Raw genomic sequence first — 24518 nt, forward strand, 5'->3', positions numbered from 1 at the left:
AGATATGGAATTGGGTATTGATGACCATAGATGATGTGGATCGCAAGCTTCTGGCGGCTCTCCAGGAGGATGCCGGGCAGTCCTACGCCGCACTCGGGGAGATCGCCGGGTTGTCGGCCGGATCGGCCCACGAGCGGGTGCGGAAGCTGAAGGCGGCCGGCGTGATCCGCCGCACGACGGTCGACATCGACCCGGCCTCGCTCGGCGCCGGCGTGCTCGCGTTCGTCCTGCTCGAGGCGAACGCCTGGATGGGCGACGAGCCGACTCAGCAGGCGTTGCGCGACATCCCGGCGGTCGAGGAGGCGCACATCATCGCGGGTCCCGCGTCCGTGCTGGTGAAGGTACGGACGACCACCACAGAGGACCTGCAGGCGACGCTGCGGGCGCTGCACGAGGTGGACGGCGTGACCAGTACGCAGACTGTCGTCGTGCTGGAGTCGTTCTTCGAGCGGCAACCCGCCGTCGTGTGAGCAACGCCGTACTCCCAGCAGGCCCGGTTCACCCTAGACTCAGGCTGGCCGAAGGGAGTCAGCTGTGTCCGACAGCAAGAAGATCACCAAGGTGCTGATCGCCAACCGTGGCGAGATCGCCGTCCGGGTCGTCCGGGCCGCCGCCGACGCGGGGCTCGGGAGCGTTGCCCTGTACGCCGACCAGGATCGTGACGCCCTGTTCGTCCGGCTCGCCGACGAGGCGTACGCGCTGGACGGGTCGACACCGGCCGACTCCTACCTGAACATCGCCAAGATCCTCGACGTCGCGGCCCGCTCCGGTGCGGACGCCGTCCACCCCGGCTACGGCTTCCTGGCCGAGAACGCCGACTTCGCCCAGGCCGTTCTGGATGCCGGACTGATCTGGATCGGTCCGCCGCCGTCCGCGATCGACTCCCTCGGCGACAAGGTCAAGGCCCGGCACATCGCCGAGAAGGTCGGCGCGCCACAGGTCCCGGGTACGCCGGACCCGGTCGCGGATGCGTCCGAGGTGCTGGCGTTCGCGGAGGAGTACGGGCTGCCGATCGCGATCAAGGCGGCGTACGGCGGTGGCGGCCGCGGGATGAAGGTCGCCCGCAATCTGGAGGAAGTGCCGGAGCTGTTCGAGTCCGCCGTACGTGAGGCGACGAGTGCCTTCGGCCGCGGCGAGTGCTTCGTCGAGCGGTACCTGGACAAGCCGCGGCACGTCGAGACCCAGTGCCTGGCCGATGCCCACGGCAACGTTGTGGTCGTCTCCACCCGGGACTGCTCGCTGCAGCGCCGGTACCAGAAGCTGGTCGAGGAGGCGCCCGCGCCGTTCCTCACCGCCGAGCAACTGGAGACGTTGTACAAGTCCTCCAAGGCGATCCTGCGCGAGGCCGGGTACGTCGGCGCCGGCACCTGTGAGTTCCTGGTCGGTCAGGACGGGCTGATCTCGTTCCTCGAGGTGAACACGCGGCTGCAGGTCGAGCACCCGGTCAGCGAGGAGGTCACCGGCCTCGACCTGGTCCGGGAGATGTTCCGGATCGCCGACGGCGAGGAACTCGGGTACGACGATCCCGTCGTGTCGGGGCACTCGATCGAGTTCCGGATCAACGCGGAGGACGGCGGGCGTGGGTTCCTGCCCGCGCCGGGGACGCTGACTCGCTGGCACGCTCCGTCCGGCCCGGGCATCCGGCTCGACGGCGGCTACGACCAGGGCGAGACCGTGCCGGGTGCGTTCGACTCGCTGGTCGCCAAGCTGATCGTCACCGGCCGGGATCGCACCCAGGCGCTCGAGCGGTCGCGGCGCGCGCTGCGCGAGTTCGTCGTCGAGGGAATGCCGACGGTCATCCCGTTCCACTCCGCGGTTGTGTCCGACCCGGCCTTCGTCGGCGACGACGGCTTCAAGGTCCACACCCGCTGGATCGAGACCGAGTACGACAACCAACTCACGCCGTACGAGGGACCCACGGCCGAGATCCCGGAACCCGCCGAACGCGAGAAAGTCACGGTGGAGGTCGGCGGCAAGCGCCTCGAGGTCGTTCTGCCGGCCGGCCTGGGCGCCGGCGCGGTCGGTGGGGGTGCGGCGGCCGGCGCTGGCACAAAGAAGAAGCCCGCCCGTCGGGCCGGCGGCTCCGGCAAGACCTCAGCCGCGTCCGGCGACTCCCTGACCTCCCCGATGCAAGGCACCATCGTCAAGATCGCCGTAGAGGAAGGCGCAACGGTAGCCGAAGGCGACCTCATCGTCGTCCTCGAGGCCATGAAGATGGAACAACCCCTCAACGCCCACAAATCCGGCACCATCACCGGCCTGTCCGCCGAAGTAGGCGCCACCGTCACCGCCGGCGCAGTCCTCTGCGAGATCAACGACTGATCAACCCCACCTCGAACCCATCGAGGATCAAAATCAAAGGTGCGGCCGGTCCGGCGAGGTAGCTGCCGGCCGCAGCGGCCGTGTCTGGAAAGCAACCCCGCGCCGCCGTACGCCAGTCTTCGGCAGCTCGACCTCGCCCGGGTCCCATCCCCTGGCCGAGCGCACGCGTGTCGCCCTCCGAGCCCTTCACTGTCTGGTGCGATCTGCTCCCCCACCAGCGTCCGTCGGCATGCACTCACTCCAGCCGGCCTTGTGCAGGACCCTACCGACCGCAGTTGTTGCACTAGGCAACATCCACAGCCCTGAGCAGCTGTGGACGGGACGTACCTGATCCTGTGGATAACGAAATAGCTTGAAAACAAGGGTTTCTGGGGCTCAGAAACTGTCGGAGGCGTTGTCTAGGTTGGCGGTATGGAACTTCTGGGCGAGCGACCGGTGTGGTCGATGAGTGGCGCGGAGAGACTCGCCACCCTCGACGCCCTGGAGGCCGAGCTCGCCCGCCTGCAGACGGCTCGTCTCCAGACGATCGCCGGCCTGGAAGAAGTCGGATACGCACAGGAGATCGGCGCCCATGACACCGTCCAGCTGCTGGCCTTCCGGTACCGAATCGATCGCCCCGAGGCCCGCCGCGACGTACGCCTAGCCCTAGCCCTGTCCAAGTACGCCGAAGTAGAGGCCGCCCTCCCCGCAACCGACCGCCCCGTCGATGCCGGCCGGCCCGGTGATCCCGACCACCCCGTCGACGCAGACCAGCTCGACGATCCAACTCGGCCGGACGCCCCAACTCAGGCAGACGAGCCGGGCCTGCACGACGATGAGACTGGCGACCGGGACAGGGCGACTGATGTGTACCTGCGTCCTGCCCAGGCCGAGGCAATCGTGTCCGCACTCGAGCGAGTCCCGAGCACTGTCCCTGCCGACGACATCGCCGTCGCCGAGCAGCAGCTGGTCAACCTCGCCCGCCACCTGTCTCCCGGCGAACTCCGCAAAGCCGGCCAGCGGATCCGCGACATACTCGACACCGACGGCCCCGAGCCGGACGAACGAAAGGCCTACGACCGCGAGAGCCTGATTCTGTTCACCGCCCCCAACGGAGTCAAGTTCCGCGGCTACCTGGCCAACGAGAACGCCGAGCTCCTCAGATCCCTCATCCACGCCGGCGCCCGCCCCCACCGCACCGTCGACGGCCAACTGGACCCCCGACCCCGCGACAAACGCCAAGCCGACGCCCTAACCACCACCCTCACCATCGCAGCCACCGCCTACGACGCCACGCCAACCCACACTCCCGCAAGCCCCCACCCCCACCGCCGGCCCCCAAACCGCCCACACACCAGCCACCAAGGGCAGCTCACGCACCCACACAACAACAGCTGGCGAATACACAATCGGCGCAGCAGGCTCTGAAAGCAACCCACGCAACGGCGCGGCGAGTGCAGACGGCACCCCGGGCGATCGGGCGGCAGGTGCTGACGGCGACCCAGGCGATCGGGCGGCCGGCACCGACCGCAACCCAGCCGACAGCGCAGCAGGCGCTGACGGCAACCCACGCAACGGCGCGGCAAGTGCTGACGGCACCCCGGGCGATCGGGCGGCAGGCGCTGACGGCAACCCACGCGACGACGCGGCAGGCACCGACCGCAACCCAGCCGACAGCGCAGCAGGATCCGACGGCAACCCAGGCGACGGCGCAGCATGTGCTGACGGCAACTCGGGTGATCGGGCGGCGGGTGCTGTTCCTGGGTTTGGGGCGAAGGCGACGATTACGGTCACGATCGACCTGCAGGATCTGACATCGGCTGCCGCGGATGCGACCGGGGATCTGGTCTACGGCGACGGTCTGTCCGCCGCGGCGATCCGGCGACTCGCCTGCGACGCGAAGATCATCCCGCTCGTACTAGGTTCCAAGTCCGAACCGCTCGACGTCGGCCGCGCCGAACGCCTCGTCAACCGCGCGATGCGTCGCGCCCTGAACGCCCGCGACAAAGGCTGCGTCGTCTGCAGCGCCCCACCGATCCAATGCGACGCCCACCACGTCCGTTCCTGGATTGACGGCGGCCCGACCGCAGTCTCGAACCTGGTCCTCCTCTGCCGCCGCCACCACATCGACCTCCACGCAGGTGACTGGGCCATCACGATCACCAACGGCGTAGTCCACGTCTCCCGCCCCACCTGGGCCGACCCACCACCACGCCGCACAACCAGACCACCCCTCCAACCCACCGCGCACACCACACCGCGCTCGCATGCCCGCACCCCGCTTGTTCCACCCGCCCATGGCACACCGCTTGTTGCACCCGCCCATGGCACACCGGGCTCGCCCGCAGACACCGAACCGGTCCCATCCGGCTCGCGACCCGAGCCGGCCGGTCCATCCCGCACGCCTCAACCATCCTCCGCGAGCGGCCCGCTTCAACTCTGGCCCGAGCCTCCAACTCCACCGGCCTTTCGCGGAGCTCCAAGCAGTCGACTCGAGCCCAGGACTCCACCCTCACCGACCGCGGTGAGCACCACGAGCGTCCGCAGATCCGCAGGTCACATGGCCCCCGGAATCGGACTCCTCCATCGACTGCTCCGCACCGAGAGTGAGAACGACGGCGGTACGACGCTGTCATCGCTCCGAGAGGCCGCAAGCCTCGCCATCTGGGGCGAACCCTCCCCGCCCGATCAGCCCGCCACCCCAGCCAAACTCTCCCCCGACGATCAACCATTCGCTCTCCAGGAGGACCACCCCTTCGACCCGTGGCACCAGACCACCCTCACCTCCGAACACGCGCCGTAGCCACCACCCCGGACAACCACCGACCACGGATTCACGTCCGTCTGTGCACCGTTCCGCGGACCCTGAGTGGTGATGTGTGGTTGACAACCGGCAGCGGATGGCGCGAGTTCAGGTGGGCGACACCTGCGGCAGGCCCGGACCGCCGCGGGTGGCACGGGTTCAGGGCCGCGGCACCCTCGGCCGGGCCGCACCGGAACGGGCCGCACCGGAAGCTGTGACGGTGCCGGTGATCTGTCACCGATGTACTCCGGCTGTGCATGCAGCAGCCTCAGGAAGCGGTTCCCTTGGCCTAGCCGGATGTCGGAGCTGGAATGCTGCGCCCTAGCCGACCTTCTGGAGGCGAGCTTGATGCCGCGGACGATGTCCGGCAGCGAGAGCCGACGGCACCCGCGCCACCACCTGACTGCTTCGACAGCCGCCGCCGGCCGCCCGCTCACCCGCCCACCGGCTGACCGCTTCGACAGCCGAACGACTGTTCAGCCCCCACCACCTGACCGCTCGACAGCCGAACGCCTGTTCACCCGCCCCACCACCTGACCGTTTCGACAGCCGGGTCTATCTGCCACTTCAGCCAAGCGCACTGATGTTGATAGGTGTTGCGGGGAAGCCGTTGTGCAGAAGGGATGCCAGGTGCATGCCCAGGTCGGGCGGGAAGACGGGATCGGTCGTCGCGGCAAGATCCTCGGCCCTCCACCAGCGGGAGCCGGTGACATAGGTCTGCTCCTCGGCGGTCAGGGCGTACGGCGTCGGGGTGAAGTGCTGGGTCCGTGCGACGAACCACCGCTCATCCGTGTCGGTCTGTTTTCCTCGCCACGAATACAGATGCCGTCGATGCCACACCTCCGGCCCGATCACCACCTCGCGCCGGCCAGTCTCCTCCAGGATCTCCCGACGCCCCGCGGCAACAGCATCCTCACCGTCCTCGATCCCCCCGCCCACCGGGTACCAGATCGCTTCACATCCAGCCGATTCACGCCCCCGCAGCAGGAGCAACCGGTCCTCCTCATCAAGCAGCAGAACCTTCACCGTCCGCCGGACCGACACAAGCAGCCTCCCTGACTCGAGCACTGTTCGCGCGCCATCTTGCCCCCACCCACCGACACCAGGTGGGGGTCTTGGGTGGGTGGGTGCTGGGAGGGTTGTACCGTCGGCGGGTGGTTCGGGGGTTGACAGACAGTTCTCAGGTTGACGCTGTAGGTTCCCTGCAGACATCTCGGTGAGGAGGGTTCTGCATGTCCAAGAAGACTCATCAGCAGCAGCTTGCGGCGCGGAAGGCGAAGCGGCAGGCCGAACGGGCGGCTGAGCACGCACGGCAGCGACGGAATCTGGCGATCACGATCACGGCGATCGTGGCGGTCGTCGTGGTCGTGGTCGGGGTCTTCGTGGTGATCGGGACCGGGAACGACGGGGACACGCCGACGGCCGGGGCGTCGACGGCGCCGACCGAGTTGCCGGCGTCGGCGGGGCCGGACAACAAGCCGAAGAGCATTCCGACCGCACCAGCGGCGGCGCCGAAGCGGGCGACTCCGCTGCCGGCGGAGGTCAGCTGCACGTACAAGAAGAGCCCGGAGCCGGCCAGCAAGAAGGTGGACCCGCCGGCCGACGGGAAGGTCAAGGCGTCGGGTACGTCGAAGGTCAGCCTGAACACGTCCATTGGCGACCTGCAGTTGAAGCTGGACAGCTCGCTCGCGCCGTGCGCGGTGAAGAGCTTCGTCAGTCTGGTCGGGCAGAAGTACTTCGACGGGACGAAGTGTCACCGGCTCACGGTGGGTGAAGGGCTGCAGGTCCTGCAGTGCGGCGACCCGTCGGGGACCGGGAGCGGCGGGCCGGGGTACAGCTTCGCGGATGAGGTGTTCCCGACGCTGAAGTACGGTCGCGGCGTGCTGGCGATGGCGAACTCGGGGCCGAACACGAACGGGAGCCAGTTCTTCATCGTGTACGGCGACGCGTCCGGGCTGGGGCCGCAGTACACAGCCTTCGGGACCATCGACGAGCCGAGCCTGAAGCTGATCGACAAGGTCGCGCAGGCGGGGGTCGCTCCCCAGCAGAGCCCGACCGACGGGACCCCCATCACCCCAGTAGAAATCAAGACCGCTACGTCGGCTGCCTGATCAAGAGTCCGCCCCTCCTGAGAGTCTTCAGGAGGGGCCGACTGCTGTCCGGACTCAGGCGAGGAGGTCGTACTTGGAGCGGGGCCAGGAGAGTAGGGCTTGGATTTGGGTTATGCCGGCTTGTTCCAGCAACTGCACGGGGCCTTCGGCGAAGTGGTACAGGTTGGTGGCGGGGTCCCGGGCTTCGGTCCAGGCGCGGTCGGCGTACGCCTGCATGGTCTTCTTGTAGCGGGGGTCGGGGGCGACCGAGTCGAGGATCAGCAGGTTCTTGAAGTAGATCGAGTTGAAGCGCGTCGGCTGCTTCCACAGCCGATCCTCGGCGCCGTAGAAGGCAAGTGAGGCGTTCGCGACCGACTTCGCGTCGCGGAGGTACTGCCCGTCACCCGTTGCCTTGAACAACAACACGCCGGCACCGAGCATCACGCCCTGGTTGTAGCTCCACTGGGTCTTCTCGACGTTACCGGCCAGGTCGATGTGGTCCCAGTACAGGCCGTTCGGCGCCAGCATGCAGGTCTGCGCCCACTCGTACATCCGCTTCGCCCAGGTCAGGTACGACTTGTCCCGGGTGAGCAGGTACAGATGCGCACCGAGCTCAGCGCCCGGCCCGTTCGACACCGTGTTGCGATCCTGGCTCCACGGCGCCTGGGTCCAGTACACCCCGCCGGCACACGGATGCGACGGATCGGTGTCCCAGCCGTGGACGACGAGCGCGAAGATTTCCTTGGCGCGCGCCAGCGCCGCGCGGTCCCCGGTCCGCTTGTAGTGCTGGACCAGGTTCAGGCCGATCCACTCGTTGTCGTCGTAGAACTTGTCACCACCCTGACCGAGCGGCGGCCGCACGTACGAGTCGTACCCCGTCGGCGTCGTCCCGGCGTTCCAGTACGGCTCGTACGCCGCGATCCGCCGATCCGCCTCCTCGGACGCCTCCCGGCCCGCGCCCGGCACCCCGGCGAGGTTCTCGGCCGCGATCGCCGCCTGCGAGTACGGCCAGACGTAGGAGTACGGGTTGGTCTGCGTGTTCGGGTACTCCTCCAGCAGGAGCCCTTGCTGCCCCGCGTCGAAGTACTTGTTCAGTGCCTCGTACGACGCCTTGGCGCGGGAGGCCGGTCCGGTCACGGCGTCAGCCGCCGTGAGGTGAAGTGATCCGAGGACAGCGACCGCGAGCACACCCGCCGCGATCCGACTTGATATACCAAATTTTCTGAGCATCGACCTGCTCCTCCTGGGCGGTGGCGGTTGACATCGATGTCACGTTCTAACCGGCGGACCAACACCCCGTCAATGCCTCAGCGATCCAGCGTCTTGGACGGATCGGTTGGTATATCAAGAGGATCCACCGGGAACGCGATCCAGCCGGACCGCAGATGCAGCCGGATCCGGAACTGGTCAGCGGTCAGCGCCCGCTTCCCCTTCGACCCGACGGCCTCCACGGTGACCGCCCGCCCACCGGACGGCCCGACCCCGGTCCGCTTCACCACCCGCAGGCTCTGGATCGTCCCGACAGCGAAGGCCGCCTCGATCTCCGCCGCCGTCCGCGTCACCGTCCAGGTCACGTTCGGATTCCCGTTGCCCGGGTACGCGTCCCAGCCGTCCGCCTTCATCACCTGGTAGGGAATCGGCCCGGCCGGCGTCGCCCCGCCGTTCGACGACGAGAACTCCGCGATGATCGGCTTCCCCTTGTACAACCGCACCTGCCCGACCGTCGCAGCGATCGCGGTGTTCGTCGAGCCCTTCTCCGAGTCATACCCGCCGTACACCTGGCAGGCCGTCGTGTCACACAGGTCGTACGCCTTCCGCGTTGCCCGGCTCCGATGGAAGACCGAATAGGTGCGCGCGGCAACCGCCTGCGCCTGCAGGGCCGCCGGCTTCCAGCTGGACACGGCCTCCCGCGGCACGACGCCACGCAGGTAGTACTCGAGGGACACGACGTTCACCGTGTCCAGATGCATCCCGGACACGTCGACCGCCCGCAGCGCACCGCGATAGCGCCGTACGGCGCCACTCGGCAGGATCAGCCCGATCACCGGCGCACCCTCGAACTGGGTGATGCCCGTGAACGTCTTCCACAGCGTCCATTTGCGCGTCTTGGTGTTGAACGAGCTCACCTTGGTGCCGTGGTCGCCGTACGGATCGATCGACCACTGGTTCCGGGTCGAGGCCCTGGGCAACTCGTAGACCTTGCGGGTGACCAGATCGCGGACCTTCAGGTGGTTGACCACACCGACCCGGATGCCGTCGGTGGTGTCCGCGGTGACCCGGACCCGGATGCTGCCGGTCGCCTTGCCTGTCGTCGTTCCCGGGTAGTAGAAGTCGAGGATCTGCTTGACCGACTTCCCCGCGATCGCCGCGCCCTGGGCGCCGTACTGCGACATCCCCCGGCCGTGGCCGAAGCCGCGACCGCTGATGGTGGTGTCCGCGGCGGCGGCCGGGTCGATCTCCCTCGCCTGTGCGGTCGCGCTGATCAATGTGGAGGACAAGACGATCACGGCAACTGCGCGCTTGTTCATGTTGCACTCCTGTACTGGACGGTGATCGTGCGCCGGCTCTGGTTGTAGTTGAGCCAGCCGTGCTGGTACCGCTGCCGAGAGCCACCCGTCATCTTGTAGACCTCGGTCGTCGGCAGCCCCAGCCGCGACCGCTCAGCGCCGAGACTGCGGTACCGCGAGCGGAACATGCCGACCGTCGAATGGGGGCCGGTAGCAACGGAGTAGAAGATGTCGCGGTTCGCGAAGTACGTCGCCCAGCCCGTCCGGGTCCGGTGTTCACCCCAGAACGGCGGACCGACCGCACGTAGGCCGAGCTTCAGCGCGAACCGGTAGATCGGCGTCGCGACACCGCCGCCCATCAGCACGTCGACCCGATGTCTCAGCCACGGCAACTGCTTGTACAGCTGGGCACCCGGGCACGCCGTCGCCTTCGTGTCGCGGTGCCCGGAGATGCTGAGCAGCGTGGTGCCGGCGAGCACCACCGTCGACTTCGGCGACCGGTAGTAGGCGTCGAACTTCCACGCGATCACCCGTGCCGTCTTCTCCAGCATCGCCTGCGTCGGCGCGGCCTTCTCGAAGTTGCCGATCAGCGCGATGCCGAACGAGTTCGTGTTGAACGAGCCGGTGTGCGCACCGAGGACGGGCAGTTGCGCACCGCCGTACCGGCCCTCGAAGACGCGGCCGAAGCGGTCCACCAGGAAGTTGTAGCCGAGGTCGCACCAGCCGCGGCTCTTCACGTGGTACGCGTACATCCCGCGCACCATCGCGGCCACCTGCGTGCGCGTGTAGTCGTTGCGATCCGCGGTGTGGTGGACGAACGCGGCCATCACGGTCGTCGTGTACTTCGGCCGCGCGCAGGCCGCCCCGTTGTGACTGCGCAGCCGCTCGTCCGCACCCCACTGCTTCCGGCTCGCCATCGCCGGCATCGGGTACGGCGTACCACTCGCAGACGCCTGCATATCGGACGGTTCAAAAGAATCACCAGCCAATACACCCGGCTGAATCAGCACCACTTTTGCATCGGCAACCGATGTACCGCCAGATTCAGCACGCGCCTGCACGCCGGTCGCATTACCGACCCACAACGGTTCGGTACCGGATCGTTCAATTCCTTCAGGAACCAATGGATCCGGGCTGTGTTCATCCTCGACGGTCAGCGACTCCCAGTCACTCCACTGGCCGTTCTGCTGAACGCGGACCCTCGCCTGCACCGTCTGCGCACTCACGGGCCACGTGATGCCGACCATCGCAAAAGGCTTCGTCTCAACGGCTACAGAACGTCCGTCGAGCGAGAGTTCCTGGTACGACGGCTCGACCTCGTCGCCCGGCTGCGGCAGGGTGGGTAGGACCAGTGAGACAACGGTGACAGCGAGCGGGAGCAGTCGGGAGAACGTGCTCATGGGCCAGCCTTCCGGCGGAGGTACGACGGTCGCTGGGCGGCGCTCATCGATTATGCGCGCTGGGTGACCGCTTTACCGGTATTGCGTGACCCTGCGTGGCGGCACGGTTTTGACGGATTGGATAGGCTCGGCGTAAAGCCGTCGAGGCTTGATCCCTACGTTTGAAGAGGCCCGGCATGGAACTCATCCTGATCATCGCGGTTGTGGTGATCGCGGTGCTCGCATATCGCTCGTACCGTCGGACCCAGCTGCAGAACAAGCAGCAGCACCAGATCACCGCCGCCGAACTGGAATCGGTGAAGCGGACCGCCGACGAGGACATCACCCGGTTCGGCGAGGAGCTGCAGGACCTCGACCTGGACATGGTGGGCAAGGACCTCGGCGACGGGGCCCGGCAGGATTACCAGCGCGCGCTGGACTCCTACGAGTCGGCCAAGGAGGCGGTCGGCCAGGTCACCGAGGCCGATCAGATCAAGCACGTGATCGAGATCCTCGAGGACGGCCGGTACGCGGCTGCCTGTGTGCGCGCTCGCGTGAACGGCGAGCCGCTGCCGCAGCGCCGCCCGTCCTGCTTCTTCAACCCGCAGCACGGTCCGTCCGTGGTGGACGTGACCTGGGCGCCGCCGGGCGGTGCGCCGCGTGAGGTGCCGGCCTGTGCGGCCGACGCCGAGCGGGTCCGCGCCGGCGCCGAGCCGGACGTCCGCAAGGTGATGGTCGGCCCGCAGCGGGTGCCGTACTGGGAGGCCGGCCCGGCCTACTCGCCGTACGCGCAGGGCATGTTCGGCGCGCTGGGCGGTGTGATGACCGGCATGTTCCTCGGCACGATGCTCGGCGGCATGTTCGCCGGTGGCGGCTACGGGGACTACGCGGCCGGGTACGACGCCGGCATGGCCGACGGTGGCGGTGACGGCGGCGGCGATGGTGGCGGTGACGGTGGCGACTTCAACATGGGCGACGGCGGCGGCGACTCCGGCGGCTGGGACTTCGGCGGCGGAGACTTCGGCGGCGACTTCTGACCGACCGCTCCACAGAACCACCCGCGGACACCTGTCCGCGGGTGGTTTTTGTTGCGGGGCACCAGCAGCAACTGGCAGACACACGACTTGGCGGGTACAGGCCAGCGGGGACGTCTTGCTCGCGCGTCCTGCCGGTGGTGAGGATCACGGCGGCGAACCATCTGGGGAGGATCCGTGAGGCGACACCTTCGGCGTACCGTGATCGGCGTACTGGCGGCGGGGCTGCTCGCCACGTCGGGGGTGAGTGCGCGAGCCGACGAACAACCCGGCAAGGTCGAGCGGGCCCTGGCTGCGCAGCTCGATGCGGGGCAGTCCGGCTTCTGGGTGCGTTTCGCGCGGCAGCCCGAGCTGAAGACCGCGGCACGGATCACCGACTGGAAAGCGCGCGGTGAGGCCGTCGTCTCCGCCCTGCGCACCAAGGCGGACAGTGATCAATCGAAGGCGGTCCAAGTACTGCGAGCCGCGAAGGCGGACTACGTCTCGCTCTACATCGACAACTCGATCTACGTCCGGAACGGCAGCCGTGAACTCGCGGCGAAGCTCGAGGCAGACCCGGACGTCGTGTCCCTGCAGGCTCCCAAGACGTACGCCTTGCCGAAGCTGTCGACCACACCGAAGGCCAACGCCACCGCAGGTCTCGAGTGGGGCGTCTCGGCCGTCCACGCCGACCAGGTCTGGAGCCGGTACGGCGCCACCGGTCAGGGCATCGTGGTCGGGAGCATCGACTCGGGAGCGCAGTACGACCACCCGGCGCTGGTGCAGCAGTATCGCGGCACCAACGCCGACGGGACGTTCAGCCACGACTACAACTGGTACGACCCGGGCCGGGTCTGTCCGACCGACGCGCCGTGCGACAACGTCGGGCACGGCAGCCACACGATCGGCACGATGGTCGGCGACGATCACGCCGGCCACCAGATCGGTGTCGCCCCCGGTGCCCGCTGGATCTCCGCGAAGGGCTGCGAGACCCCTGACGGCTGCACGGATGTGTCGCTCGCGCTGAGCGCGCAGTGGATGCTGGCGCCGACCAAGCTGGACGGGTCCGACCCGGACCCGTCGAAGCGGCCGAACGTCATCAACAACTCGTGGTCCGGGTTGCCGAACGACCCGTGGTACCAGGACTGGGTCCGGCAGTGGGTTGCCGCCGGCATCTTCACGACCTTTGCCGCCGGCAACGACGGACCGGCCTGTGCGACCGTTGCCTCGCCGGGTGACTACGCCGAGTCGTACGCCGTCGGCGCGGTCGACGAGCACGGCGCCGTGGCGAGCTTCTCCGCGCGCGGCAACCCGGCGTCCGGCACCATCAAGCCCGACATCGTCGCTCCGGGTCAGATGATCCTGTCCAGCGTTCCGGGCAACCGGTTCGGCTACTCGAGCGGTACGTCGATGGCCGCACCGCACCTCAGCGGCGCTGTCGCCCTGCTGCTGTCGGCGGCTCCGTCGCTGATCGGCGACGTACAGGCCACTCGGGCGCTCCTGGACCGGTCCGCGCACGATCACGACGACACCAGTTGCGGCGGTACGCCGGCCGACAACAACGTCTACGGCGAAGGCATGCTCGACGTCTACGAAGCCGTCAGCGACGCACCGCGCGCCAACGCGGGCCTGCTCACCGGCACCGTGACCGACGACACGGGCAAACCGCTGCCCGGCGCCAAACTCAGCGCCCCCGACAGCAACGTCGTGACGACTGGCACCGACGGGACGTACCGGCTGTACCTCGATGCGGGCGATCACGACGTGACCGTGCAGTCGTTCGGCTACGCCACGCAGACCTTCCACGTGCAGATCGGGGCCCAGACCACGACAACGAAGAACCTTGAGCTCAGTACGACGCCACGCTCGACGCTGAGCGGGCTCGTCCGGGACGGCTCGGGTCACGGCTGGCCGCTCTACGCCAAGCTGACGATCGACGGCGTACCCGGGCAGTGGTACACCGATCCGCGCACCGGCCGGTACACGATCGACATGCCGGTCGGCACCACCCACAAGCTGGTCGTCCAGCCCGTGTACGGCGGCTACACCACCACGAGCGTCGACGTACTGCTGACCGATGACCTGGTCAAGGACGTCAGCATCGAGATCGACACCAAGACCTGCACGGCACCCGGGTACGACGCCGAATGCCAGAAGGTGCGCGGCGGACTGGTGCAGGGCGTCGTCAAGGACGCGAACACCAATCAGCCGGTCAACGGCGCGACCATCACCCGCGCCGGTCAGTCGGCGACGACGGTCACCACCCCGGACGACCCCGCGCTGTCGGACGGGTTCTACTGGTTGTTCGCACCGGCCGGCACCGAGAAGGCCGCCGTGGCGATGCACGGCTATCAACAGCAGAAGAAGGCCGTCACAGTCCAGACCGACTGGGTGCGGCCGTTGAACTTCGCACTGAAGGCCGGCCGGCTGACGGTGGCGGAGTCTGGCGTCGACGCCACGATCAGGCTCGGCAAGTCCACGCAGAAGACGATCACCATCACCAACGACGGCACGGCGCCGGCGACGTACTCGATCGCGGACACGCAGCGCGGATTCGACCTGCAGCAGTCGCTCAAGGCTGCTGGAACCACTCCGGTACGGCGTACTCCGGCGCAGCCCCAGCCTGGGCGCATCACCAGTGGCGGCGCTCAACCGGCCGCGGCTCAACCTGCCGCCGAGTGGTGGGTGCCGGTGGCGAACTATCCGGTGCCGGTGAAGGACAACGCCGCAGCGGCGCATGACGGTCTGCTCTACTCGTTCGGTGGCGCGCTGGCCGACGGCACTCCTACTCCGGTGTCGTTCGTCTACGACCCGGCGCAGCTGCAGTGGCGCCGGCTGACTGACATGCCGGAGGCGCGGCAGAAGCCCGCCGCCGGGTTCGTGGACGGCAAGTTCTACGTGGTGAGCGGATGGGGGCCGTCGGGCGCTCCGGCGCCGAAGACGCTGATCTACGACCCGGCCGCGAACCGCTGGAGCTCCGGCGCTGCGAACCCGAAGCCCTGGGGTGCGGCAGGTTCGGCGGTTGTCGACGGCAAGGTCTACTCGGTCGGCGGGTGCGTCGACGAGTGTCAGTCCGCCACCACCGACGTGACGGCGTACGACGTGGCGCACAACCGGTTCGACACGGTGGCGCCGTACCCGGAGCCGATCTCGTGGGTGTCCTGCGGTGGGATCGAAGGCAAGCTGTACTGCTCAGGCGGTCTCGGGTCGGACGGTTCTCCGCGCCCGCAGAGCACCTCGCACAGCTACGTCTACGATCCGGCGACGAACAGCTGGGCACGCGTCGCGGACATCCCGCTGGACCTGTGGGCGAGCAGCTACGCCGTTGCCAATGGGCAGCTGGCGGTCACCGGCGGCGCGGCGATGGACTCGACCGTGCTGACCAACGAGGGCTTCGTCTACGACCCGGGCACCGACCGGTGGACCGCCCTGCCGAACTCGGCCAACGGCATCTACCGGGGCGCGGCGGCCTGTGGCCTGTACCGCGTGGGCGGTCTGCAGGACGCCCGTGCCGTCCCGTACACCGAGCAGCTCCCCGCCTACGGCACCTGCGACGACGCAGGGACCGACGCACCCTGGCTGACCGAGTCCGTCACCACCGGCACGCTGGCCCAGAAGGCGAGTGTGACCGTCACGCTGACGATGGACTCCGGGGAGCTGTCCCAGCCGGGTGTCTACCGATCCGCGGTGTCGGTCCGCGAGGACACGCCGTACGCCGCTCCCTCGGTCGACGTCATGCTGACCGCGCAGGCGCCAGCCAACTGGGCTCGGCTCTCGGGCACTGTGATCGGGCGGACCTGTGACGGCGACACGATTCCCCTGGCCGGTGCGACCGTCGCGATCGACCGCCGCGCCAACTCCTGGACGCTCGCCACCGCGAACGACGGCGGCTACGCCCTCTGGCTGCCCGGCGGCGGACCGAAGGCCCGCGTAGTGGTCGCCGCCCCCGACTACCGACCGGCCTCGGTCGACGTGGCCCTCCGCCAGGGTTCTGACACCCGTCTGCCCTTCACCCTGGAGCCGCTGTACTGCTGAGCGGTCAGCTGCGGAGGTGGAGGCGCCGGGCTGCTTCAGCGATGGATCCGGTGATGGAGGGGTAGACGGTGAAGGACTGGGCGACCTGATCGACTGTGAGGCGGGCGCCGACGGCCAGTGAGATCGGGTGGATGAGCTCACTGGCCCGTGGCGCGACGACGACGCCGCCGACCACGATGCCGGTGTTCGGCAGGCAGAACAGCTTCACGAAACCGTCCCGGACACCCTGCATCTTGGCCCGGGCGTTGTCGGCCAGCGGCACCTTCACGACCATCGCCGTACTGCCGCCGGCGTCGACGACCGCCTGGGTCAGGCCGACTGTGGCGATCTCGGGCGCGGTGAAGACGTTCGACGACACGGTCGACTGGTCCAGCGGGGAGACCGCGTCGCCGAGGGCGTGCGACATGGCGATCCGGCCCTGCATGGCCGCGACCGAGGCGAGCATCAGTACGCCGGTGCAGTCGCCGGCCGCGTAGACGCCACGGGCCGTCGTCCGGGAGACCCGGTCGACCGTGACGAAGCCGCCGTCGCCGAGCGACACGCCCGACTCGACCAATCCCATGTCGTCGGTGTTCGGCAGCGATCCGACCGCGAGCAGCGCGTGCGAACCCTCCACCGTCCGGCCGTCGGTCAGCGTCACCACGACCCCGTCGCCCTGCCGTTTGACCGACTCGGCCCGGGACTTGCCCAGCACGGTCAGCCCGCGCCGCTTGAACACGTCCTCCAGTACGGCGGCCGCATCGGCGTCCTCTCCGGGGAGCACCCGGTCCCGGGACGACACCAGGACGACGTCGCTGCCGAGGGCGTCGTACCCGCTGGCGAACTCCGCACCGGTGACACCGGAGCCGACCACGATCAGCCGCTCCGGCAGTTCCTCGAGCTCGTAGACCTGCTCCCAGGTCAGGATCCGCTCGCCGTCCGGCTCCGAGCCCTTGAGGATGCGCGGCCTTGCACCAGTGGCGATCAGGACGACATCCGCGTCCAGCCGTTCGTTGCCGACGACCACGGTCTCGGGGCCGTCCAGCCGGCCGCGACCCTTGATCACCCGGACCTCGTCCGAGTCCAGCCGCCGCTCGATGCCCTCCGACTGGGCCGTCGCCAGCGCCTTCACGCGCTGGTTGACGACGGACAGATCGACCCGCACGGAGTTCGCCGGGTCCTCGTCGCCGTCATCCAGCCGGACGCCCAGTTCGCCGGCCTCCTCCACCTCGGTCATCACCTCGGCGGTCGCTATCAAAGTCTTGCTCGGGACACAGTCCGTGAGCACGCAGGAACCGCCGATCCCGTCGGAATCGACAACCGTCACCTCCGCCCCTAGCTGGGCAGCCGCACTGGCCGCTTCGTACCCGCCGGGACCGCCTCCGATGATCACAACTCGCGCCACGGGAGGCCATTGTTCCGTATCCTGTGTCGTCGTGACCCTGTACGCCGCGTTTGCGTCGAATCTGGACCCGAACCTGATGGCCGAGCGGTGCCCGTACTCGCCCTTGCGCGGGACCGGCTGGATCACCGGCTGGCGCCTCACCTTCGGCGGCGAGGAGCTGGGCTGGGAGGGCGCCATGGCCACCGTCGTCGAGGACCCGGCCGACCCGGCCAACCAGGTCTTCGTGGCGCTGTACGACATCCACCCCAAGGACGTCGAGCGGCTGGACGAGTGGGAGGCGATCGACCAGGGCATCTACCGCAAGATCCAGGTCCGGGTGCAGACCCTGGACGGCGAGCAACTGGCCTGGATGTACGTCCTGAACGCCTACGAGGGCGGCCTGCCGTCCGCCCGCTACCTGGGCATCCTTGCCGAGGCGGCCGAGGCCGCAGGCGCCCCGGACGACTACGTCGCCGACCTCCGCGCCCGCCCCTGCCAGTCGTCCGGGCACTAGATCCGGTACGCCGGTTATCGTGCGGTGGTGACCGTCAACGATGACCTCAGGGCAGCCGCCGAAGCCTGGCTGAGCGAAGATCCCGACCCCGACACGCGCGCCGAGCTGCGGCAACTGCTGTCCGACGGCTCCGCCGAGGCCGGCGACGAGCTGGCCGACCGCTTCGCCGGCACCCTCGAGTTCGGTACGGCGGGGCTCCGCGGCGCCGTCGCCGCGGGACCGAACCGGATGAACCGGGTCGTCGTGATCCGCGCCGCCGCCGGCCTCTGCGCCTACCTGAAGGCCAAGGGCCGCACCGACGGCCCGGTCCTGATCGGGTACGACGCCCGCCACAAGTCCGACGTGTTCGCGCAGGACACGGCGGCCGTGGTCCGGGGTGCCGGCCTGGACGCGGTCCTGCTGGACCAGCACACCCCGACGCCAGTGATTGCCTTCGGAATCAAGCATCTCGGAGCCGTGGCCGGCGTCGTGGTGACCGCGTCGCACAACCCGCCGCAGGACAACGGGTACAAGGTCTACCTCGGCGACGGCTCGCAGATCGTGCCGCCCGCGGACGCAGAGATCGCGGCGGCCATCGCGGCGGTCGGCCATCTGGACTCGGTGCCGCGCGGAGACGACTGGCAGACCATCGGTGACGAGCTCCTGAACGCCTACCTGGACCGCATCGCCCAGTTGGTACCGGCCGACGCACCCCGGGACCTCAAGGTCGCTTACACGCCACTCCACGGCGTCGGACGGACCTTGGCCGAGGATGCGATCGCCCGCGCCGGGTTCGCCGTACCGGCGGTGGTGGCGGCGCAGGCGGACCCGGATCCGGATTTCCCGACCGTCTCGTTCCCGAACCCGGAGGAGCCGGGCGCGATCGACGCCGCCTTGGAGCTGGCGCGATCCGTGGACGCGGACATCGCCGTGGCCAACGATCCCGATGCCGACCGGTGTGCTGTCGCCGTACCCGATCCGGCGGCCGACGGCGGCTGGCGGATGCTGCGTGGGGACGAGCTCGGCGCGCTGCTCGGGGAGTTCCTGCTGTCGCCACGGCCCGACGGAGTCGCCGCCTGCTCGATCGTCTCGTCGTCGCTGCTCGGCAAGATCGCAGCGTCGTACGGCGTCCGGTACGTCGAGACGCTGACCGGGTTCAAGTGGATCGGGCGGGTCCCGGAGCTGGTGTTCGGCTACGAGGAGGCGCTCGGGTACTGCGTGGATCCGACGGCCGTGAAGGACAAGGACGGCATCTCGACATTGGTCCGGGTCCTGCAGATGGCCGCCGCGGCGAAAGCCGACGGGCGCACTTTGCTGGATCTGCTGGACGATCTGGCGCACAAGTACGGCCTGCACGCCACGGACCAACTGTCCGTGCGGGTCGAGGACCTGTCGCTGATCGGTGCCGCGATGGAGCGGCTGCGGGCCACACCGCCGACGGCGCTGGGCGAGTACACGGTCGAGCGGATCGACGACCTGAGCCAGGGCTCGGAGACGCTCCCGCCGACCGACGGTCTTCGCTACACGCTGTCCGAGGGAGCTCGAGTGGTGGTGCGGCCGTCGGGCACGGAGCCGAAGCTGAAGTGCTACCTGGAAGTGGTCGTGCCGGTGGTGGAATCGGATGTCTCGAGCGCCCGCGCCCAGGCAGCGAAGAACCTGGCCGGCATCAAGCAGGCGCTCTCCACAGCTCTGGGTCTGTAGAACGCGTGAGTGGTCAGCCGCTGGAGCGGAGCTTCAGCGGCTGACGTCGACCGGAACACCTGGCGGGTGGCTCCGGTCAGCGGGCTGCGGCAGCCGCCGCGTCGGCCTCTTCGGCGCGCAGCGAGCTCTGCAGCGACGAGTGCAGGATCCGCAGCGTGCTGGTCGACTGCATCAGCGCGTCGCGCTCGTCCGGGTTCCGGTTGGCGAGGTTGGCGATCTCGTTGATGCTCGCCTCGATCCGGGCGATCCGGTCGGCGACCGAACCCTCCTGGCTGCTGGCCTTGCGGATCGCGTCGGACGTGACCGTCCAGACGTCCTCCTTGTCGTTGGTCCGCCGGGACATGTCGACCATCTGGCTCAGTGCGGCCAGGTCGTGGTCGATCTGCGTCCGCTCCATCGGCACGGTGATCCCGGCGGTGGCCTGACGCAGCCGGGTGACATGACCGGACAGCTCCGACCAGGTGCTCCTGCCGCTCTTGATCTTGTCCAGCACCTTGGCGTACTCGGTGTTGAACTCGTCGTAGTTCACTGTCCTTGACTCCTGCCGTGAGACTGCTCGACCAGAACTGTAAGGCGTGCGGACCCGAAACAAGTAACCACACGATCGCAGATCGTGCACGTCTCGGCAAAACGCAACACCGCCCGGTACGCCAACGCGTACCAGGCGGCCGAGTTACGCTCTCGAGCAGGCTACGGCACAGCTTGGTCAGGCGACCGTTCCTGTCAGCGGGCGAGTTTCTCGCCGAGGAAGCGCAACTGCTCGGGCAGCATCCGGCGCCAGTAGCCACCAGTGTGCGCACCGGCCTGCTGCCCACCGGCCGCGTGCAGTTCGCGGCGCAACGCCCCGGCCGCGTCCGCGAACGGGTCGTCCCGGCCACAATCGATGCGCACGGCAACATTCTCGAGCGGACGACCGAAGACCTGGTGCTGCTCGAAGTCGCGAGCCCCGTCGAACGCGCCGGCCGCCACATCGTCGCCGTACCGGCGCCACAACGCAGGGCTCATCGCACCGATCGCGACTGCGGATCGTCCGCCCCACAACAGAGCGCCGTACCCACCCATGGACCAGCCGAGTACGCCGACCCGGTCGGTGCGGAGGCCGCGTTTCGCCAGCAGGGGAAGGAATTCCGCGGACAGCATCCGCAGCGGATCGTCTCCGGTCGCACGCGGATGCCAGTAGTTGTCCCGTCCCCCATCCATAGTCGCCACCGCGAACGGCGGCGTACCGGACTGCATCGCCGCGGCCAGGTAGCGGTCCATCCCGAAGTCGCCGATCGCGGACGTGTGATCCCCACCGCGCCCATGCAGCGCCAGAACGACGGGCAGCTCCGCGGACGACTCGTGCGGGCGGATGATGCTGTAGCCCACCGTCGTACGCCGGGCAGCGGATTCGAACGTCCCGGACTCCACCGGACCGGCCGGCACATCGGGTACGACGCCGTCCGGGCCACTCAGCCCGAGTACGTCGTGCACCTTCGCGCGGCCCGGGATCGCACCGGACTCCAGGCCCGCGACCGCGGCGACCCCGACGATCGTGGCGGCCGTGCCGGTGCGCAGCAGGAGGCGGCGTGACAACAAAGGCATCAGTACAGCGGCAGTCAGCGGAGGAAGGCGGCCACGATGCCGATGGCAGCGAGCACACCGACAATGGTCAGCTCCGGCCTGGCCCAGGTGGTCACCACCTCGCCGTTCGACTGCTCGGAGTACTGCGTCATGTGGGTCTCGATCCGGCCGACCACGAAGTCGGCGCGGGAGATCGAACTGTCGGTGGACAGCTTGCGCCCGCCGACCCGCTGCTTCCTGAGATCGCGCATGACTAGTTGGACGCCGGGAGCACGCCACCGGTTGTCGGCGGTGTGCACGCGCAGGATGTCGGTGACGTCGACACCGGTCACCTTCGCCCACGGGATCAGATGGTCGCGCAGGTGGTTACGCAGCAGCAGGTGCTCGGGGCTGAGGGTGACCGACGGCCGGATCAGGCCGACGTACGCCAGCACCATCAGGATGCCGATCAGGCTGGCGACCAGTACGCCGGTGGCGGTCCGCCACTCCAGCACGATGTCGAGCAGGCCGACGGCGCCGATCACCATCACGATGACCCCGGTGATCCGGTTCGACGCGGACAGGTACTGCTCGCTCTCGGAGGACTTCGACTTCACCCGGACAAACTAACCGGCGACCGGTAGCAGGCATAGGACCAGTACGTCCACCGGGTGTCACGATCGGCACAAGCCGTGTCCGGTGATCCCACGTCGTCGCGAGCAGGTGCTCGGTGCGGTAGCTCGGCGTGCTGGAGTGAAGGCCTCGATGTGGTTCCATCGTGGCCTTTGCTCCAGTGCGGCGAGATGCCGTGCCGAGTGCCGCGCAGTAGGCGTGGGATCACCGGACACGGCTTAGACTGCCGAAGTGACCACACTCGACAGCGGCGTCGACTCCTTGGCCGACGTGACCTCGTCCGAGGACCGGCTGCGCCGGTTCCTGCTCGGCCTGCCGGGCGTCGACCAGGTCGGCGCCGAGGCCAGGGCCGCCACCCTGAGCACGCGGTCGATCAAGACCACCGCCAAGGCATACGCGCTGGATCTGGCCATCCAGATGATCGACCTGACCACGCTGGAAGGCCAGGACACCCCCGGCAAGGTGCGGGCGCTGTGCGCGAAGGCGATGCGGCCGGACCCGGCCGACTCGACCGCCCCGCAGGTCGCCGCCGTCTGTGTCTACCCGGACCTGGTGGCCACGGCCAAGCACGAACTGCGCGGCTCCGACGTCAAGGTGGCGAGTGTCGCAACCGCCTTTCCCAGTGGGCGTTCCAGCCTGCCGATCAAGATCCAGGACACCAAGGACGCGGTCGCGGCCGGTGCCGACCAGGTCGACATGGTGATCGACCGCGGTGCCTTCCTGTCCGGGCGGTACGGCCTGGTCTTCGACGAGATCGCCGCGATCCGTGAGGCGGCCGGCGACGCGCATCTGAAGGTGATCCTGGAGACCGGTGAGCTGGTCACCTACGACAACGTCCGGCGCGCGTCCTGGCTGGCGATGCTGGCCGGGGCGGACTTCATCAAGACCTCCACCGGGAAGGTGTCCCCCGCGGCCACCCTGCCGGTGACGCTGGTGATGCTGGAGGCGGTCCGCGACTACCACGAGTCCACCGGCCTGCACATCGGCGTCAAGCCGGCCGGCGGCATCCGGACCGCGAAGGACGCGATCAAGTACCTGGTCATGGTCAACGAGACCGCCGGACCGGACTGGCTGGACCCGGAACTGTTCCGCTTCGGGGCGTCCAGCCTGCTGAACGACCTGCTGATGCAACGCACCAAGCTGGCCACCGGGCACTACCCCGGACCCGACTACTTCACGCTGGACTGAGGTATGAGCAGATTCGAGTACGCACCGGCCCCGGAATCCCGGGCCATCGTCGACATCAGGTCGTCGTACGGGCTGTTCGTCAACGGCCAGTTCGTCGAGGCGACGGACGGCAAGCCGTTCAAGACCGTCAGCCCGTCGTCGGAGGAGGTGCTCGCGGAGATCAGCGAGGCCGGACCGGCGGACGTCGACAAGGCGGTCAAGGCAGCCCGGAAGGCGTTCGAGAAGGTCTGGGGCCCGATGTCCGGACGGGACCGGGCCAAGTACCTGTTCCGGATCGCGCGGCTGATCCAGGAGCGCTCCCGCGAACTGGCCGTGCTGGAGTCGCTGGACAACGGCAAGCCGATCCGCGAGTCACGAGACGTAGACATCCCGCTGGTGGCCGCACACTTCTTCTACTACGCGGGCTGGGCCGACAAGCTCGAGTACGCCGGCGTCGGCGACGACCCGCAGCCGTGGGGTGTCGCCGGTCAGGTGATCCCGTGGAACTTCCCGATGCTGATGCTGGCGTGGAAGATCGCGCCGGCCCTGGCCGCGGGCAACACCGTCATCCTCAAGCCGGCCGAGACCACGCCGCTGACCGCGCTCGCGTTCGCGGAGATCTGCCAGCAGGCAGACCTGCCGCCGGGCGTGGTGAACATCGTCACCGGCGCCGGCCGGACCGGTCAGGCCCTGGTCGAGCACCCGGACGTCGACAAGGTCGCGTTCACCGGGTCGACCGAGGTCGGCCGCGCGATCGCCAAGTCGGTCGCGGGCTCGGACAAGGCGGTCACGCTGGAGCTCGGTGGCAAGGCGGCGAACATCGTCTTCGAGGACGCGCCGATCGACCAGACCATCGAGGGCATCGTCAACGGCATCTTCTTCAACCAGGGCCACGTCTGCTGCGCCGGTTCGCGGCTGCTGGTCCAGGAGAGCGTGTACGACGAGGTGCTGGCGCGACTGAAGCGCCGGATGGGCACACTGCGCGTCGGTGACCCGCTGGACAAGAACACCGACATCGGCGCGATCAACTCCGCGGCCCAGCTGGCCAAGATCCGCGAGCTGTCCCAGATCGGCGAGGACGAGGGCGCCGAGCGCTGGTCGCCGGAGTGCGAGCTGCCGGCCGAGGGGTACTGGTTCCCGCCGACCGTCTTCACCGGCGTGTCCCAGGCGCACCGGATCGCCCGCGAGGAGATCTTCGGCCCGGTGCTGTCGGTGCTGACCTTCCGCACCCCGGCCGAGGCCGTCGAGAAGGCGAACAACACCCCGTTCGGGCTGTCCGCCGGGATCTGGACCGACAAAGGCTCCCGGATCCTCTGGATGGCCAACCAGCTGCGCGCCGGCGTGGTCTGGGCCAACACGTTCAACCGCTTCGACCCGGCCTCGCCGTTCGGCGGGTACAAGGAGTCGGGCTACGGCCGCGAGGGCGGCCGCCACGGTCTGGAGGCCTACCTTGCCCACTAAGGCTGCGTCCGATAAGCCTGGCACCCGTCT

At 68.6% G+C, this 24518-nt stretch carries 19 protein-coding genes; 11 read left to right on the forward strand and 8 right to left on the reverse strand.

Features of this window, described 5'->3' with window-relative positions:
- The first annotated feature begins 35 nt into the window (after positions 1-35).
- From E0H73_RS07620 to E0H73_RS07635, 4 genes are all read left to right on the forward strand, one after another.
- Entirely contained in the window at positions 36-470 is a 435-nt protein-coding gene (locus E0H73_RS07620; RefSeq protein ID WP_238163877.1) for an Lrp/AsnC family transcriptional regulator, read from the forward strand.
- 64 nt (positions 471-534) lie between these two features.
- A complete protein-coding gene (locus tag E0H73_RS07625) occupies positions 535-2322 on the forward strand; it encodes an acetyl/propionyl/methylcrotonyl-CoA carboxylase subunit alpha (protein ID WP_131352779.1) in 1788 nt (595 codons plus the stop codon).
- Positions 2323-2733: 411 nt separating this feature from the next.
- Positions 2734-3729, forward strand: a complete 996-nt coding sequence (locus tag E0H73_RS07630) for a DUF222 domain-containing protein (protein ID WP_131352780.1) — start codon at positions 2734-2736, stop codon at positions 3727-3729.
- Positions 3710-5104, forward strand: a complete 1395-nt coding sequence (locus E0H73_RS07635) for an HNH endonuclease signature motif containing protein (protein WP_131353295.1) — start codon at positions 3710-3712, stop codon at positions 5102-5104. Before E0H73_RS07630 ends, E0H73_RS07635 begins: the two co-directional genes overlap by 20 nt.
- 567 nt (positions 5105-5671) lie before the next feature.
- Here E0H73_RS07635 and E0H73_RS07640 read toward each other — a convergent pair.
- Positions 5672-6148 (reverse strand): NUDIX domain-containing protein, encoded by a 477-nt coding sequence (locus tag E0H73_RS07640; RefSeq protein ID WP_165555527.1) that lies wholly within the window; start codon positions 6146-6148, stop codon positions 5672-5674.
- A gap of 188 nt (positions 6149-6336) precedes the next feature.
- Between E0H73_RS07640 and E0H73_RS07645 the strand changes: the two genes are divergently transcribed.
- A complete protein-coding gene (locus E0H73_RS07645) occupies positions 6337-7215 on the forward strand; it encodes a peptidylprolyl isomerase (protein ID WP_131352782.1) in 879 nt (292 codons plus the stop codon).
- Positions 7216-7269: 54 nt separating this feature from the next.
- Here E0H73_RS07645 and E0H73_RS07650 read toward each other — a convergent pair whose 3' ends face one another.
- The 3 genes from E0H73_RS07650 to E0H73_RS07660 all read right to left on the reverse strand — a co-directional run bounded on the left by E0H73_RS07650 (position 7270) and on the right by E0H73_RS07660 (position 11101).
- Positions 7270-8331, reverse strand: coding sequence for a glycoside hydrolase family 76 protein (locus E0H73_RS07650; protein ID WP_238163878.1), 1062 nt, complete (start codon positions 8329-8331; stop codon positions 7270-7272).
- A 170-nt stretch (positions 8332-8501) separates the two neighbouring features.
- A complete protein-coding gene (locus tag E0H73_RS07655) occupies positions 8502-9722 on the reverse strand; it encodes a SpoIID/LytB domain-containing protein (protein ID WP_131352784.1) in 1221 nt (406 codons plus the stop codon).
- Positions 9719-11101, reverse strand: coding sequence for an N-acetylmuramoyl-L-alanine amidase (locus tag E0H73_RS07660; protein WP_131352785.1), 1383 nt, complete (start codon positions 11099-11101; stop codon positions 9719-9721). The genes E0H73_RS07655 and E0H73_RS07660 overlap by 4 nt, the downstream gene beginning before the upstream one ends.
- 176 nt (positions 11102-11277) lie before the next feature.
- Here E0H73_RS07660 and E0H73_RS07665 point away from each other — a divergent pair, with 176 nt between their 5' ends.
- Together E0H73_RS07665 and E0H73_RS07670 are read left to right on the forward strand one after the other, a co-directional pair.
- Entirely contained in the window at positions 11278-12117 is an 840-nt protein-coding gene (locus E0H73_RS07665; RefSeq protein WP_131352786.1) for a hypothetical protein, read from the forward strand.
- Positions 12118-12291: 174 nt separating this feature from the next.
- Positions 12292-16128: a S8 family serine peptidase gene (locus tag E0H73_RS07670; protein WP_131352787.1), complete on the forward strand. Its 3837-nt coding sequence runs from the start codon at positions 12292-12294 to the stop codon at positions 16126-16128.
- 4 nt (positions 16129-16132) lie between these two features.
- Here E0H73_RS07670 and E0H73_RS07675 read toward each other — a convergent pair whose 3' ends face one another.
- Positions 16133-17512 carry an NAD(P)H-quinone dehydrogenase gene (locus tag E0H73_RS07675; RefSeq protein WP_131352788.1) on the reverse strand — a complete coding sequence of 460 codons (1380 nt, stop codon included), beginning with the start codon at positions 17510-17512 and terminating at the stop codon, positions 16133-16135.
- Between the two features lie 31 nt (positions 17513-17543).
- On the opposite strand from E0H73_RS07675, the gene E0H73_RS07680 reads away from it, so the two are divergent.
- Positions 17544-18005, forward strand: a complete 462-nt coding sequence (locus E0H73_RS07680; protein ID WP_131352789.1) for a gamma-glutamylcyclotransferase family protein — start codon at positions 17544-17546, stop codon at positions 18003-18005.
- Between the two features lie 24 nt (positions 18006-18029).
- Positions 18030-19685 (forward strand): phospho-sugar mutase, encoded by a 1656-nt coding sequence (locus E0H73_RS07685; protein WP_131352790.1) that lies wholly within the window; start codon positions 18030-18032, stop codon positions 19683-19685.
- Between the two features lie 76 nt (positions 19686-19761).
- Here the strand turns inward: E0H73_RS07685 and E0H73_RS07690 are convergent, their stop codons facing one another.
- The 3 genes from E0H73_RS07690 to E0H73_RS07700 form a co-directional block, all read right to left on the reverse strand.
- Positions 19762-20214 (reverse strand): hypothetical protein, encoded by a 453-nt coding sequence (locus E0H73_RS07690; protein WP_131352791.1) that lies wholly within the window; start codon positions 20212-20214, stop codon positions 19762-19764.
- A gap of 194 nt (positions 20215-20408) precedes the next feature.
- Positions 20409-21269 (reverse strand): alpha/beta hydrolase, encoded by an 861-nt coding sequence (locus E0H73_RS07695; protein WP_131352792.1) that lies wholly within the window; start codon positions 21267-21269, stop codon positions 20409-20411.
- Positions 21270-21283: 14 nt separating this feature from the next.
- Positions 21284-21844, reverse strand: coding sequence for a PH domain-containing protein (locus E0H73_RS07700; protein ID WP_131352793.1), 561 nt, complete (start codon positions 21842-21844; stop codon positions 21284-21286).
- A gap of 247 nt (positions 21845-22091) precedes the next feature.
- On the opposite strand from E0H73_RS07700, the gene deoC reads away from it, so the two are divergent.
- Positions 22092-23048: a deoxyribose-phosphate aldolase gene (gene deoC / locus E0H73_RS07705; RefSeq protein WP_131352794.1), complete on the forward strand. Its 957-nt coding sequence runs from the start codon at positions 22092-22094 to the stop codon at positions 23046-23048.
- A 3-nt stretch (positions 23049-23051) separates the two neighbouring features.
- Entirely contained in the window at positions 23052-24488 is a 1437-nt protein-coding gene (locus tag E0H73_RS07710) for an aldehyde dehydrogenase family protein (RefSeq protein ID WP_131352795.1), read from the forward strand.
- Positions 24489-24518: the final 30 nt, after the last annotated feature.

Source organism: Kribbella pittospori (assembly GCF_004331465.1).
GTDB lineage: Bacteria > Actinomycetota > Actinomycetes > Propionibacteriales > Kribbellaceae > Kribbella > Kribbella pittospori.

Excerpts from the sequence above, each read along its gene's own strand:
- E0H73_RS07630 (WP_131352780.1), top strand. The coding sequence starts at position 2,734 with ATGGAACTTCTGGGCGAGCGACCGGTGTGGTCGATGAGTGGCGCGGAG.
- E0H73_RS07645 (WP_131352782.1), top strand. The coding sequence starts at position 6,337 with ATGTCCAAGAAGACTCATCAGCAGCAGCTTGCGGCGCGGAAGGCGAAG.
- E0H73_RS07655 (WP_131352784.1), bottom strand. The coding sequence starts at position 9,722 with ATGAACAAGCGCGCAGTTGCCGTGATCGTCTTGTCCTCCACATTGATC.
- E0H73_RS07660 (WP_131352785.1), bottom strand. The coding sequence starts at position 11,101 with ATGAGCACGTTCTCCCGACTGCTCCCGCTCGCTGTCACCGTTGTCTCA.
- E0H73_RS07665 (WP_131352786.1), top strand. The coding sequence starts at position 11,278 with ATGGAACTCATCCTGATCATCGCGGTTGTGGTGATCGCGGTGCTCGCA.
- E0H73_RS07695 (WP_131352792.1), bottom strand. The coding sequence starts at position 21,269 with ATGCCTTTGTTGTCACGCCGCCTCCTGCTGCGCACCGGCACGGCCGCC.
- E0H73_RS07710 (WP_131352795.1), top strand. The coding sequence starts at position 23,052 with ATGAGCAGATTCGAGTACGCACCGGCCCCGGAATCCCGGGCCATCGTC.